General features: G+C 65.5%; 12 protein-coding genes. 5 read left to right on the plus strand and 7 right to left on the minus strand.

The features are described from left to right. The first annotated feature begins 93 nt into the window (after nucleotides 1-93). From NG701_RS15495 to NG701_RS15505, 3 genes are all read left to right on the plus strand, one after another. Complete coding sequence (locus NG701_RS15495) at nucleotides 94-867, plus strand: CoA transferase (RefSeq protein WP_308292608.1); 774 nt, start codon at nucleotides 94-96, stop codon at nucleotides 865-867. Nucleotides 868-911: 44 nt separating this feature from the next. Then, a complete protein-coding gene (locus NG701_RS15500) occupies nucleotides 912-1,412 on the plus strand; it encodes a GNAT family N-acetyltransferase (protein ID WP_252568696.1) in 501 nt (166 codons plus the stop codon). Between the two features lie 79 nt (nucleotides 1,413-1,491). Next, nucleotides 1,492-2,781, plus strand: a complete 1,290-nt coding sequence (locus NG701_RS15505; protein ID WP_252568697.1) for an alpha/beta fold hydrolase — start codon at nucleotides 1,492-1,494, stop codon at nucleotides 2,779-2,781. On the opposite strand, the gene NG701_RS15510 is transcribed toward NG701_RS15505, so the two are convergent. From NG701_RS15510 to coaE, 4 genes are all read right to left on the minus strand, one after another. After that, complete coding sequence (locus NG701_RS15510; protein WP_252568698.1) at nucleotides 2,767-4,188, minus strand: MFS transporter; 1,422 nt, start codon at nucleotides 4,186-4,188, stop codon at nucleotides 2,767-2,769. The two genes, NG701_RS15505 and NG701_RS15510, sit on opposite strands and share 15 nt — an antisense overlap. A gap of 120 nt (nucleotides 4,189-4,308) precedes the next feature. Next, nucleotides 4,309-5,337 (minus strand): TerC family protein, encoded by a 1,029-nt coding sequence (locus tag NG701_RS15515; protein WP_252568699.1) that lies wholly within the window; start codon nucleotides 5,335-5,337, stop codon nucleotides 4,309-4,311. 228 nt (nucleotides 5,338-5,565) lie between these two features. Further along, nucleotides 5,566-7,665, minus strand: a complete 2,100-nt coding sequence (uvrB, locus tag NG701_RS15520; RefSeq protein WP_252568700.1) for an excinuclease ABC subunit UvrB — start codon at nucleotides 7,663-7,665, stop codon at nucleotides 5,566-5,568. An 80-nt stretch (nucleotides 7,666-7,745) separates the two neighbouring features. Beyond that, on the minus strand, nucleotides 7,746-8,960 hold the full coding sequence (coaE, locus tag NG701_RS15525; protein WP_252568701.1) for a dephospho-CoA kinase: 1,215 nt from the start codon (nucleotides 8,958-8,960) through the stop codon (nucleotides 7,746-7,748). A 94-nt stretch (nucleotides 8,961-9,054) separates the two neighbouring features. Here coaE and NG701_RS15530 point away from each other — a divergent pair, with 94 nt between their 5' ends. Then, nucleotides 9,055-9,744, plus strand: a complete 690-nt coding sequence (locus NG701_RS15530; protein WP_252568702.1) for an IMPACT family protein — start codon at nucleotides 9,055-9,057, stop codon at nucleotides 9,742-9,744. Next, nucleotides 9,728-10,252 carry a GNAT family N-acetyltransferase gene (locus NG701_RS15535; protein ID WP_252568703.1) on the plus strand — a complete coding sequence of 175 codons (525 nt, stop codon included), beginning with the start codon at nucleotides 9,728-9,730 and terminating at the stop codon, nucleotides 10,250-10,252. The genes NG701_RS15530 and NG701_RS15535 overlap by 17 nt, the downstream gene beginning before the upstream one ends. A gap of 139 nt (nucleotides 10,253-10,391) precedes the next feature. Here NG701_RS15535 and rpsA read toward each other — a convergent pair whose 3' ends face one another. The 3 genes from rpsA to NG701_RS15550 form a co-directional block, all read right to left on the minus strand. Then, a complete protein-coding gene (gene rpsA, locus NG701_RS15540; protein WP_056339708.1) occupies nucleotides 10,392-11,870 on the minus strand; it encodes a 30S ribosomal protein S1 in 1,479 nt (492 codons plus the stop codon). A gap of 235 nt (nucleotides 11,871-12,105) precedes the next feature. After that, entirely contained in the window at nucleotides 12,106-13,395 is a 1,290-nt protein-coding gene (locus NG701_RS15545; RefSeq protein WP_252569428.1) for a GNAT family N-acetyltransferase, read from the minus strand. A gap of 78 nt (nucleotides 13,396-13,473) precedes the next feature. Further along, nucleotides 13,474-13,890, minus strand: a complete 417-nt coding sequence (locus NG701_RS15550) for a GyrI-like domain-containing protein (protein ID WP_252568704.1) — start codon at nucleotides 13,888-13,890, stop codon at nucleotides 13,474-13,476. Between the last annotated feature and the right edge of the window lie 23 nt (nucleotides 13,891-13,913).

Below are 13,913 nucleotides of genomic sequence, written 5' to 3' on the forward strand. Positions count from 1 at the left end.
CACTCAAGGGGCAGCGAGGCCCGGCACCCCAGCACGCCCTTCGCCCGCACAACGAGCCGAAACCGAATTCAGCTCATCCGCCCAGGCGGATCGGTGGATCAAGGCTTAGCCGGGCTAAAGGTGCTGGACCTGACCCGCGTCATTGCCGGCCCCACGGCCACACGCCTCCTGGGCGCCCTGGGCGCGGACGTCCTGCGCATCGACCCGCCCCAGCTTCCGGAGCTGAGCGATGTGTTCATTGACTCGGGCTTTAACAAGCGCAGTGCCGAGGCGGACCTCCGGGATCCTGCCGCTATGGAAGCGGTCAGGCGCCTCATTGGGTCTGCCGATGTGGTGGTCACGGGTTACCGCGACGGCGGGCTGGACCGTTTCGGACTGGCGCCCGAAGCGCTGTTGCATGCCCGGCCCGACCTCGTCATAGTCGCCCTCAGTGCCTGGGGCAGCGGCGGCCCTTGGAACGGACGGCGCGGTTTCGACAGCCTGGTACAGGCCGCTTGCGGCATTGCCGAACGGTATGGCCGCACGACTGATGACGGGTGGCAGCCGGGGGCGCTTCCAGTGCAGGCACTGGATCATGCCACCGGTTATGGCCTGGCGGCGGCAGCACTTGCCTTGCTGGCCGAACGGCTCCGAAGCGGACGAGGCGGAGCGGCCCGGCTTTCGTTGGCCCGCACCGCTGAAGAATTGTTCCGGCTGCCCGCGGTGGCCGGTCACGGTGGTTCGCTGCCTGACCCGGACTTCCGCGTGATGGACAGCCCCTACGGCCGCCTGCGATATGTTGGGCCGCCCATCATGGCGGACGGCGTGCCCTTGGAATACAGCAACGGGCCCGTCCGCTACGGGACATCGCAGCTTCGCTGGCAATAGGGATCCTGGCAGTAGGGATCACGGCCCGCTAGTAAACTCGGACCATGAGTGCAATCCGCCCCGCCACCCGGCAAGACGTCCCCCCCATTCTGCAGATGATCCACGAACTGGCCATCTACGAGAAGGAACCGGACGCGGTCCGCAACACACCGGAAATGCTGGCTGAGGTCCTGTTCGGCGCGAACCCGCGCGTGTTTGCCACGATGGCTGAGAACAGCGCAGGCGAGGTCCAGGGATTCGCTCTCTGGTTCCTGAACTACTCCACCTGGGAAGGCGTCCACGGCATCTACCTTGAAGACCTCTACGTCAGCCCGCACGCCCGCGGCGAAGGTCACGGCAAGGCGCTCCTGCAGCACCTGGCCGCCACCGCCGTCGAGAGAGGCTACGCCCGGGTTGAGTGGAGCGTCCTGGACTGGAACGAACCGTCCATCAACTTCTACCGCAGCCTCGGCGCCCGTCCCCTGGATGGCTGGTCCACGTTCCGGCTGACCGGCGACGCGCTGGAGAGCTTTGGCACCAGAACGGCAGCTTCCATCCGTGGCTGAGCGGGACGCTTCCTCTCAAACGACGCAAACGCGGACCCCTGTCCCGCATTTTGTTAAGGCCCGGCACGAATTCCGGGGCATGCGCACCGCTGAGCACTACTTCACCGTTCCCTTGGACCACTTCGCTCCAGGGAGCGGCGACGACCCCGAGACCATCACAGTCTTCGCACGTGAGTACGTCTCGTCGGCCCACACCGGGGCTGAAGCCGAACAGCTTCCCTGGCTGCTATTCCTCCAGGGCGGGCCGGGCGGCCGCGGCAACAGGCTGACTTCGCTGAGCGGCTGGAGCAAGGCTGCGGCCCGGGAATTCCGGATCCTGATGCTGGACCAGCGCGGCACCGGGCTTTCGACCCCCGTTGACCGGAACACGCTGCCGGCGCGTGGAACGGCCGTGGCACAGGCTGCGTACCTTGAGCATTTCCGTGCGGATTCCATCGTCGCCGACGCGGAGCTCATCCGTGCGGCGCTCGGCTCCGGCCCCTGGAGCATCTACGGCCAAAGCTACGGCGGATTCTGCGCGCTGACGTACCTGTCCTTTGCCCCGGACGGGCTGAAGGAAGCTCTCATCACGGGCGGACTTGCGCCGCTCGCCGGCCATCCCGACGACGTCTACCGCGCCACGTTCGCGCGGGTTGCGGCCCGCAACACTGAGTACTTCAGCTGGTATCCGGAGGACCGCCGGACAGTGAACGCGATCGCATCGCACCTTCGGCAGTCCGAGGAGTTCCTTCCCGACGGCGGCCGGCTCACGGCGGAACGGTTCCAGATGGTGGGCTCCTTCCTGGGCGGAAACACGCGCGTGGACGGCCTGCACTACCTGCTGGAGGACGCCTTCACCGAGACCCCACAAGGGACCAGGCTCTCCGATGCCTTCCTGGAGCAGGTCCAGGGCATCGTGTCCCGCCTGGCGAACCCGCTGTACGCCCTGCTGCATGAGTCCATCTACGGGCAGGGACAGGCGACCGGCTGGGCTGCCTGGCGAGTACTGGACGAAAATCCGGCATTCCGCCCGGATGCAGAGCCGCTGCTGCTGACCGGCGAGATGGTGTACCCGTGGTACTTCGAGCAGGATGCCGCATTGGCGCCGCTGCAGCAGGTCGCGCAACTGCTGGCCGCCAAGACCGACTGGAAGCCGCTCTATGACCACACGCAACTGGCCGCGAACGGAGTGCCGGTTGCCGCCGCGGTTTACCGGGACGATATTTACGTGGACCGCGATCTGTCCCTGGAAACGGCGGCTGCCGTGCGCGGACTCCAGGCATGGGAGACACCCGACTTCCACCATGACGGCATAGCCGACGACGGCGAGGCCATTTTCGGGCGGCTGCTGGGTATGGTGCGCTCGGTTGCCGGCTCAGCCGGCAGCTGAGCCGGCCGCCGGGCTGCGGCGGCGCGCCACCAGGGCAACGACGGCGGCGGTCAGGACAGCAGCCCCCACCAGTCCGCCTGCCATGTTGAGCCCCAGGTAGCCGGCCCAGCTGAGGATCAGTCCGGAGGTGGCCCCGCCCACCGCACCTGCGGCGCCCATCAGCATGTCCGACACACCTTGGACCACCACACGGGACTCCTGGCTAACGCTCTCCGCCAGCAGCGTGGACCCGGAAATGGTGGCCGCAGACCAGCCCATGCCCAGCAGGACAAGTCCCACGGCCACCGCGACGGTGGACGTCTGGCCAAACCCTGCGACGGCGACGGCAGCGATCAGCGTGGCGAAGCCGATCATGATGGTCTCAGTCCTGCCTGCCTTGTCCGTCAGCCAGCCCATGACCGGCGACAACGCGAACATGCCTGCGATATGCAGGGAGATGGTGAAGCCGATGATCACCAGGACATCGCCGGAGGCGGCGTGGCCGGCATGGGAAGCACCCGGTCCGGCCACGAGTTCCTGCAAATGCAGCGGGGTCATGGACATCACGCCCACCATCACGGCGTGCGCTCCGACGACGGCGGCAAGCGCCAGCCAGGAAGCCCTGGACTGGCGGATTGCCCGCAGCCCGCGGACAAGTGAGCCCCCGCCTGCGTTGCGGGTGGTGGGGCCTTGCTGGTCGGCCGTACGTGGTGGCGTGCCCTGCATTTTCCCGCCAGCTGGCTGGGCGTCGAGATCCAGCGCAGCGGGTTCCTGAGTGGCAAGATCCCGGGCGGCGATTTCCCGCGCGAGCAGGAGCGGGTCCGGCCTGAGGCCAGCGAAAAGCAGCACAATGGCCAGCAGGAGTCCGGCTGCGGAGATCACGAACGGTCCGGCGACGGGCGGCAGGCCGAGTGCCAGGCCCACCACGGTGCCGGGCTGGATCAGGTTGGGTCCGGCCACGGCGCCGACCGTCACAGCCCACACCACGGCGGAAAGCGCCCTGCCGCGGTGTTCAGCATCCGCAAGGTCGACGGCGGCGAAGCGTGCCTGCAGGCTGGCCGCGGTACCCACCCCGATGCCCAACGCCCCCAGCACCAGGAGGACGAACAAGCCGGACACCACCGACAGCACTATCAGAACTGTGCCGGCCAGGGCGGCGGAAAGCCCCGTGACCTGCCCGGCCCGACGGCCCCGCCGGTCCGCCAGCGAAGCAAGGGGCAGCGCTGTCAGCGCGGCCCCCAATGTCATAACCGTGGCCACGGCACCCGCCCACACGCTGGAACCGGAAAGTTCCACGGCCAGGATGGAACCAATCGAAACCGTGGCTCCGGTGCCGATGCCACCGAAAACCTGGGCCGCGCTCAGCAGCACCACGGTGCGCCGTTGCACCTGGCGCACTCCTCTTTCCGTGATCAGTGTGCGGGCCATGGTCCGAGCATAGTCCTGGGCGGCCAGGTCCTACAGGGGCAGATTAAGCCACTGATCCCGGCCGCCGTGCGGCCGGGATCAGTGGAAATGCATGATGCGTCAACAAAACGCGGAGACAGCCTACTCGGCTTCGCTGAGGCTCTTCTTGGCGTCTTCCTCGAGGCGGGGGTCCAGGTGGGCCGTCTTTGCCTTGGAGCTCAGGAGGCTGGCAATCACGGCAACGACGATGGTGCCCACGATGACGGCCAGGGAGACGAATGTCGGAATCTCGGGGGCCCACTCGATGTGGTTGCCGCCGTTGATGAACGGCAGTTCGTTCACGTGCATGGCGTGGAGCACCAGCTTCACACCGATGAACGCCAGGATGAAGGACAGCGCGTGCTTCAGGTAGATCAGGCGGTTCATCAGGCCACCCAGCAGGAAATAGAGCTGGCGCAGGCCCATCAGGGCGAACAGGTTGGCGGTGAAGACAATGAACGGGCTCTGCGTCAGGCCGAAGATCGCGGGAATCGAGTCCACTGCGAACAGGAGGTCGGTCAGGCCGATGGTGATGAACACGATCAGCATGGGTGTGAAGACCTTCTTGCCGTCCACCGTGGTGCGCAGCTTGCCGCCGTCGAACTTCTCCGACATGGGGATGACCTTGCGGATCCGGGCGATGAGCGGGTTTTCCTTGTCCTCTTCGTCCTCGCCTTCGTCCTGGGCCTGCTTCCAGGCGGTCCAGAGCAGGAACGCGCCAAAGATGTAGAACACCCAGCTGAACTGCTCGATCACGATGGCGCCGAGGAGGATGAAGATGCCGCGCAGGATCAGGGCGATGATGATGCCCACCATCAGGACTTCCTGCTGGTACTTACGGGGCACGGAGAATCGGGCCATGATGATGATGAAGACAAACAGGTTGTCGATGCTGAGGCTGTATTCAGTGACCCAGCCGGCCACGAACTGGCCGCCGAATTCGGCGCCGGTAAAGAAGAACATGGCCCCGGCGAACAGCAGGGCCAGGGAGACGTAGAACGCAACCCACAGGCCGGCTTCCTTCATGGAAGGCTCGTGGGGGCGACGGACGACCAGTAGAAGGTCAATGAGGAGGATCAGGCCAAGGACGACAAGTGAGCCGACCTCGAACCACACTGGTAATTCGGGCACAGGTTAGCCTTTCGCAGGGTACAGAGAAATGGTGTAAGTCTCTCCGGCCAGCCTGTGCACTTGGTGCTGACATGGCGGCCCGCTACGCCCGGCCAGGCAACTGTGCCTGGCGTGTTGACGATCGTAGCGCTCGGGATACTCCCCTACGTGACGTTAACTGTACAGTAGGCGTCGCGACATGCGGAAACATGCCCCGACTGCCACGTCCCTTTGGCGCCCGGGGGTGGACTAGGCGTGGCCGGCCGACTGCATCTGGCGGAGCTCCTTCTTAAGGTCACTGACCTCGTCCCGGATCCGCGCGGCCACCTCGAACTGGAGTTCGGCGGCAGCGCCGTGCATCTGTTCGGTCAGTTGTTCGATGAGGCCCACGAGGTCTTCGGCCGGTGCCGCGGCGAGGCCGTCCTTGCGGAGCTGTGCCGAGCCCTTTGCCGCAGACTTGCCACGTTTGGCGCCCTTGGCCAGCCGGTTGTTGTTGAGCAGCTCCTGGGTGTCGGCGTCTTCCTTGGCCAGCTGGTCGGTAATGTCCGCAATCTTCTTCCGCAGCGGCTGCGGATCGATGCCCCGTTCCGTGTTGTAGGCAACCTGGATGGCGCGGCGCCGGTTGGTCTCGTCGATAGCCTTGGCCATGGAGTCGGTGATGCGGTCCGCGTACATGTGGACCTCGCCGGACACGTTGCGGGCAGCACGGCCGATGGTCTGGATCAGCGAAGTCGCCGAGCGCAGGAAGCCTTCCTTGTCCGCGTCCAGGATGCTCACCAGGGAGACCTCGGGCAGGTCCAGGCCTTCGCGAAGCAGGTTGATGCCCACCAGGACGTCGAAGACACCCATCCGGAGTTCCCGGAGCAGTTCAACGCGTCGGAGGGTGTCCACGTCCGAGTGCAGGTATTCGACCTTGATGCCGTGGCCCAGCAGGTAGTCGGTGAGGTCCTCCGCCATTCGCTTGGTCAGGGTGGTGACCAGGACGCGTTCGTTCTTTGCCGTGCGGGTCTTGATCTCGCCGAGGAGGTCATCGATCTGGCCCTTGGTGGGCTTGACCACAACCTCAGGGTCGATCAGTCCGGTGGGCCGGATGATCTGCTGCACAAAACCGTCAGCCTTGCCGAGTTCGTACTTGCCGGGAGTGGCCGACAGGTAGACCGTCTGGCCCACGCGTTGGAGGAATTCGTCCCATTTCAGGGGTCGGTTGTCCATGGCCGACGGCAGGCGGAAGCCGAAGTCCACGAGGTTCCGCTTGCGGGACATGTCGCCCTCGTACATGGCGCCGATCTGCGGCACGGTGACATGGGATTCGTCGATCACCAGCAGGAAGTCGTCCGGGAAGTAGTCGATGAGGCAGTGCGGAGCGGTCCCGCGGGCACGGCCGTCGATGTGCGACGAGTAGTTTTCGATGCCGTTACAGAAGCCCATCTGCTGCATCATTTCGAGGTCGTAGGTGGTGCGCATCCGGAGCCGCTGGGCTTCCACCAGCTTGTTCTGGCCTTCCAGGACGGCCAGGCGTTCGGCGAGTTCGTCCTCGATCCGCTTGATGGCCCGGGCCATCCGCTCGGGCCCGGCCACATAGTGCGAGGCCGGGAAGACGTACATTTCCTCTTCGTCCCGGATCAGCTCGCCAGTCAGCGGATGGAGAGTGTGGATGTTCTCAATCTCGTCTCCGAAGAATTCGATGCGGATGGCGAGTTCCTCGTACATCGGGATGATTTCCACGGTGTCGCCGCGGACCCGGAACGTGCCGCGGTGGAAGTCCATGTCGTTGCGCGCGTATTGCATGGATACGAATTTCCGGAGCAGGTCGTCGCGGTTCATCTGCGCCCCTTTGCGGAGCGTGACCATGCCGGCAATGTACTCTTCCGGCGTGCCCAGGCCGTAGATGCAGGATACCGTGGCCACCACAATAACGTCCCGGCGGGTCAGCAGCGCATTGGTGGCGGAGTGGCGGAGCCGTTCCACTTCCTCGTTGATGGACGAGTCCTTCTCAATGAAGGTGTCCGTCTGCGCTACGTAGGCCTCAGGTTGGTAGTAGTCGTAGTAAGAAACGAAGTACTCCACCGCGTTGTTGGGCAGGAGTTCACGGAATTCGTTGGCGAGTTGGGCGGCCAGGGTCTTGTTCTGCACCATGACCAACGTGGGCCGCTGGACCTGTTCGATGAGCCACGCCGTGGTGGCGCTCTTGCCGGTACCGGTGGCGCCCAGCAGGACAACGTCCTTTTCGCCGTTCCTGATCCGCTCCGTGAGTTCGGTGATGGCGGCAGGCTGGTCGCCGGCCGGCTGGAACTCGCTGATGACTTCAAACGGAGCGACGACTCGGTTGATCTCCTGGGCAAGGCTCATGCATCTAATCTACAACCGGGGACCGACAGTGGAAGCCGGATCAGTTACCGGCGAACATCACCCGAAACGGGCGGACAGGATCAGGACGCGTACGACGGCGGCACCCAGCCCGTGCGCGCGGCCCAACCGTCCATACGCGGCCAGGCGACGTCCGTGAACCACGGCTCCTTCGCCTCCGCATAGGCGTGGGTACCTCTACTGCCGGCAAACTGTTCGGTCAACGCGCGTTTATGGTCTTCATACAAGGCGGCGGCTTCCGGGTCGTTCCTGAGCCAGTCGCGGAAGAGCAGCGCGTAGCGCCAGCCGGACGATCCGGCCGCCCGTACGTGCACGTTGGCGGGGCGTCCGGGGTCCGCGTTGGCGTGGAAGCGTTTTTGCCACTGCGCCGGGTCCGGATCCGTCGGTTTCGGAGCGTCGAAGCCAACCCCCTGCACGGCCGGGAAGCCAGCAGCGGCCAGCAGCGGTGCGATCCGGTCCGCGGCGTTGAGATCGGACACCGTGACCTGGAGGTCGATGACGTCCTTGGCTGCCAGGCCAGGCACGGCTGTGGAGCCGATATGGTCCACAGCCAGGATGTCGTCCGGTGCTGCGGCCGTGATTCGGGCGCCAAGCCGTGCAGCCTGGACCGCCCAATCCTGCTGCGGCACCGACAAGACTGCCATGCCTGCCCTGACCGCCCTGACGCTGCGCCGGAGGTTGCGCGCGAACGGCACCAGTCGTTCGGCCCAGAGCCGGTCCACCTGCGCCGTCACGTCCGCCAGTGATCCGGAGTTGTCCAGCACGACGTCGGCAGCGGCCAGCCGCGCCTCGCGCGAGGCCTGGGCAGCCATGCGTGACCGGGCATCCTCGGCCGTCATGCCGCGGTGTTCGAGCATCCGGGCGATCCTGACGTCATCGGGCGCGTCCACCACAAGGACAAGATGGAAGCCGCTCCCCTGGCCCGTCTCCACGAGCAGTGGAATGTCCTGGACCACAATGGCGCCGCCCGGGGCTGTGGCGATGATCCTGTCCGCGGCGGCCCGGACCAGCGGGTGCACAATGCCGTTCAGCACGGCCAGCTGCGAGGGATTGCCGAACACCACGGAACCCAGCCTGGCCCGATCCAGCCGGCCGCCGCCGTCGAGCATGTCCGCTCCAAAGGCTTCAACCACGCTGGCCAGCCCCGGCGTTCCCGGTTCAACGACGTCCCGAGCCAGCGCATCCGCGTCCACCAGCACCGCGCCGAGCTCCGCCAGGCGTGCGGCGACCACTGACTTCCCTGAGGCGATGCCGCCCGTCAAACCGATCTTCAGCATCCCACCACCCTAATCCCCACCGCCTCCCTGACTTCGCTGCGCTCAGCCAGGGAACCCTGGCGGCGTGGGCCCATGCTCGCACTAGACTTGGGCGGTGCAAGAGCAAGACAGCAGGGCCACCGCCTACACCACGCTCGCGTTGGGGCCGGAGTTCCGGCACGAGATCGAGATCAAACGCTCCAGGTTCATCACGGTGCTGCGCCGCGCGGACAATGAGGACACCGCGCGGGATCTGGTGGCCGCCCTGCGCCGCGAGTTCCACGATGCCCGCCACCACTGCTCGGCGTTCGTCCTTGGGCCGGACCGGGACATCCACCGCTCCAATGACGACGGCGAGCCCTCCGGCACGGCCGGCATCCCCATGCTGGAAGCCATCATCAAGAGGGAAACAGCGCCGGGCCTGACGGACCTCAGCGACGTCAGTGCCGTCGTCGTCCGCTACTTCGGCGGTATCCTGCTGGGTGCCGGCGGTCTGGTGCGTGCGTATTCCGAGTCGGTTTCCGCGGCCCTGGAACGGGCCCCGCTGGTCCGCCGGAGCCGGCTGCGGATCTGCTCAGCATCGGTGCCGCACGCCGCTGCGGGACGGCTGGAGAACGATCTTCGGGCGGCCGGTTTTGTGATGGCTGAAACCAGCTACGTCGCGCAGGACACGATCCTGCGCCTGGCCGTGCCCGACGATGCTGAAGAAATCACTGCCGCCACCGAACGCGTGTTATCGCTCACCGCCGGGAGAACCGTGCTCACGCCGGCCGGAACGGAGTGGCTCGATGTCCCGCTGCCCTGAAGTCCGTCTGGCAGACGTCGACGACCCTATGCTGGAGCGGCTGCTGGAGCTGGCGCAGCTGGATGCGTCCGCGGATGACGTCACACCGCCGCTGGGCAACGGGACGGGCTGGAATGCGGAACGCGTCGACTGGTTCCGCGCCTACCACCGGTCTGCAGCCGCGGGACTGGAGGGACCGGCCGCGGAAAAGAGCTGGGCAGTGCTCTGCGACGGCAGCCCGGCCGGCGCGATCAGGCTCAAGCTGACGGACGAGGAAACGGCGCAACACGAAACAGCTGAGACGGGCATCTGGCTGGGCCGGCGCTACCGCGGCCACGGTGTCGGCGGCGCCGCGTTGCGGCTGGTGCTGGCGGAAGCCCGCCGCGCCGGACTGCACCAGGTCGTGGCCAACACCACGGCAGCCAACATCGGCGCGCAGCGGCTCCTCACCGCCGTAGGCGCGGTCCTGACGCACGACGACGGCGGCGTGGTGAGTGCCGTCGTCGTACTCTCAACTAACTCGCAGTAGACGCACCGAAACCCTCGTTTGGGAGCATTAAGTGCTGGTCAGATGGCCGGCCAACCACGGATGGCGCATTAAGCACAGCGGGCCCCCGCATTTGCAGGGGCCCGCTGTGCTGGCCCGGGAAGCCCCGGGCCGGTGGCAATTAGTTGCCGGTCAGCTTCTCGCGCAAAGCTGCAAGAGCCTCGTCCGAAGCAAGGGTACCGGCCCCGGCGTTGGACTCGGCAGCAGGCTCGGAGGAGTAGCTGGTGGTGCCGGAATCGCTGTCACCGGACGTTGCAGCTGCAGCGTCGTCGGCAGCGTGCTGGGCAACCTGCTTCTTGTGTGCTTCCCAGCGGGTCTGGGCGTCAGCGTACTGCTGCTCCCAGACGGCGCGCTGGTTCTCGTAGCCTTCAAGCCACTCGTTGGACTCCGGGTCGAAGCCCTCCGGGTACTTGTAGTTGCCCTCTTCGTCGTACTCAGCGGACATGCCGTAGAGAGCCGGATCGAATTCGGTGGACTCGGCGTCAACGCCCTCGTTAGCCTGCTTGAGGGAGAGGGAGATACGGCGGCGCTCGAGGTCGATGTCGATGACCTTGACGAACAGCTCGTCACCAACGGAGACAACCTGCTCAGCCAGCTCCACGTGGCGGACTGCCAGTTCGGAGATGTGCACGAGGCCTTCGATGCCGTCTTCGACACGTACGAACGCACCGAACGGAACGAGCTTGGTGACCTTACCCGGAACAACCTGCCCGAGGGCGTGGGTGCGGGCGAAGGTCTGCCACGGATCTTCCTGCGTAGCCTTGAGCGACAGGGAAACACGCTCGCGGTCCAGGTCGACTTCGAGAACCTCGACGGTGACTTCCTGGCCAACTTCGACAACCTCGGACGGGTGGTCGATGTGCTTCCAGGACAGCTCGGAAACGTGAACGAGGCCGTCTACGCCGCCCAGGTCCACGAAGGCACCGAAGTTGACGATGGAGGAAACAACGCCGGGACGGACCTGGCCCTTTTCCAGCTTGTTGAGGAACGTGGAGCGGACCTCGGACTGGGTCTGCTCGAGCCATGCACGGCGGGACAGCACAACGTTGTTGCGGTTCTTGTCCAGCTCGATGATTTTGGCTTCGATCTTCTGACCGATGTACGGAGCGAGGTCGCGCACACGGCGCATCTCGACGAGGGATGCGGGCAGGAAGCCGCGCAGACCGATGTCGAGGATAAGACCACCCTTGACAACCTCGATGACGGTACCGGTGACAACACCGTCTTCTTCCTTGACCTTCTCGATGTCGCCCCAGGCGCGCTCGTACTGAGCCCGCTTCTTGGAGAGGATCAGGCGGCCTTCTTTGTCTTCCTTGGTGAGCACCAGGGCTTCGACGAGATCGCCAACGGAGACAACGTCTCCGGGATCAACATCGTGCTTGATGGACAGCTCGCGGGAGGGGATGACACCTTCGGTCTTGTAACCGATGTCGAGCAGAACTTCATCGCGGTCGACCTTGACGACGGTACCTTCGACGAGGTCTCCGTCGTTGAAGTACTTGATGGTGGCGTCGACTGCTGCGAGGAAGTCCTCAGCGGTACCGATGTCGTTAATGGCGACTACGGGGGTACCGGGCTTCTCGGTGGAGGTGATGGTCATGTAGTAGGGGCTCCGTTGTGGATAGTTAGTCGGTCAGGCAAACCGCCGCGCCCGCGTTATGGAACGCAGGCGCAGGTGTTCGGGCGATCGCAGGGATCTTCCGGGTCATCCTGATTTGTGGATTTTAGAAACGTGCACGTAGTACGCGCCCACTTATTCTAGTCGCAGCGGCCAACAGGGGTCAAAGCGCATGGCAACGACCGGCCCTGGCCAAGCGCGCCTGCAATGCCGGGGCTCAGAAGTGCGTGAGGCAGTGCGTGGCGCGTTCCACCGCGAACATCCCGCGTGCCCGGAGCGCCGCACCCTGGGTGTGTTCACGGATCCGGCCCGCCGCCCTCAGCGTCACAGGGCTGACGGCGCCGAGGTAGATGGATGACAGCGCGGAGACATCCAGCGTCAGGTTAGGATCCTGCGCAGCTTCCAGACGCACGACGGCGGCCTCGCCGCCGCTGACTTCCACGGCAAACGTTCCAGCCGTGAGGCCAAGCGGGTCCTGCACCTCGAGCACCAGCCTGCCGTCAACCGGGTAGTGCCGGGCTTCCAGCGCCTGGCCCACGTCCAGGATGCGGAGCCAGAGCATGTCCCGGCTGTCTGAGGAGTCGATGCAGCGGGGATCGGCCAGTGCCCAGGTGAGCGGGTCATCCAGCGGCGCTTCCTCCCACGTGATGCGTTCAACCAGGTCGATGGCGGCCAGGAACTGCCAGAGCTCCAGGTAGGCCTCGTGAGTAGCCGCCACGAGGTCCACCACGTGCATGGTGTAGGGCTCGGTGTCCCAGCCGAGGAATTTGTAGGAGACGTAGCCGTCCACGGTGCCGTCGGGGCTGTAGTGCAGGGCCACCTTGACGGCAGGGTCTTCTTTGCCCTCGCGGCCCAAGGACCCAGAGGCCAGTTGGCGGTACCAGTCCTGGCGGCCGATCGATCCCGGCGTCAGGCGGTGCACGCGGTCGAAGACTTCCGGCGCCAGGTCCAGCAGCACACGGGGGTCCGCGATGTCCACGGTACCGACGGCATGGTGGTTGAGCCGGAACCGGGCGGTGGTGTCCACTTTCACGGTCCGTTCGAAGCTGGCCACACCGTAGCCAAAGCGCCCATAGATGGAGCCTTCTGACGCAGTCAGGGCTGCCATTGCCAGGCCATCGTCCTTCGCCATGGCCAGGTCCTCGGACATCATCCGGCGCAGCAGGCCGCGCCGCCGATGTGAGGTCCGGACCGTCACGGCTGTGACCAGTTGCGTCTCCAGCAGCCGGCCGAAGCCGATGTTGAGTGTTTTGCGCAGGGTGCCGAAGGTTGCCACCGGTACCTCTGCGGGGAGCGACCCAGGCGCGACTTCCCGCGTCTGGTAGGCGCCGGTGAAGATCCGCCGGTCAGCTGCGTAGGTCTCCAAGGACTTGGCAACATGCTCCGGTGTCCGCGTGGATTCGTGGAAGCCAAAGGCCACCGCCTTCACCCATGATTCGGCGTCGGGATAACCCGCCTCGCCCTTGGATGCCGCTGGGAAGCGCCGGATTTCATAGTCATCACTCAGTTCAGCCACACCGGCGAGCCTAACCAATGAATCCGGGGCCTGGCCAGCAGCAACACGCCCGCGTCGGCGGGAAATGGCTCAGAGCCGCCGCACGGGTTGGCGGAGGATGGTTTTGAGCTTTTCCGGTGCCACCCAGCGGGCGTCGCTGAGGTAGATCTCTTGGTGCAGGCCGGCAAATCCGAGGCCGTTGGCCGGCATGTATTCATTGTGCAGGCGGCGCAGCGTGGGGGCCTCGTCGTCAGGATCGGATGCTGTCCACAGGCCCTCCAGCGGCCCGACGACGTAGTCCCGGCCCGCGTGCTTGCTGGCGAACTTGACGGCGTAGGACACCGAATACAGAGCCTCGAGGGCGGCGGTGTAGGCGGGGGCCGTCCCTGGATTACCTTGCCCGTCCAGCATCAGGTAGTTCAGTGGAGGGACTGAGACCACCTCGAAGTCCCGGGCCCGGGGCGCGTACAGATCCTTGAACTGTTTCTTGACCTCGTACTTGTCCATCGCGCCCCGCCCCTCCGTTCCCA

The sequence above is a fragment of the Pseudarthrobacter cellobiosi genome, assembly GCF_023913815.1.
Classification (GTDB): Bacteria; Actinomycetota; Actinomycetes; order Actinomycetales; family Micrococcaceae; genus Arthrobacter; species Arthrobacter cellobiosi.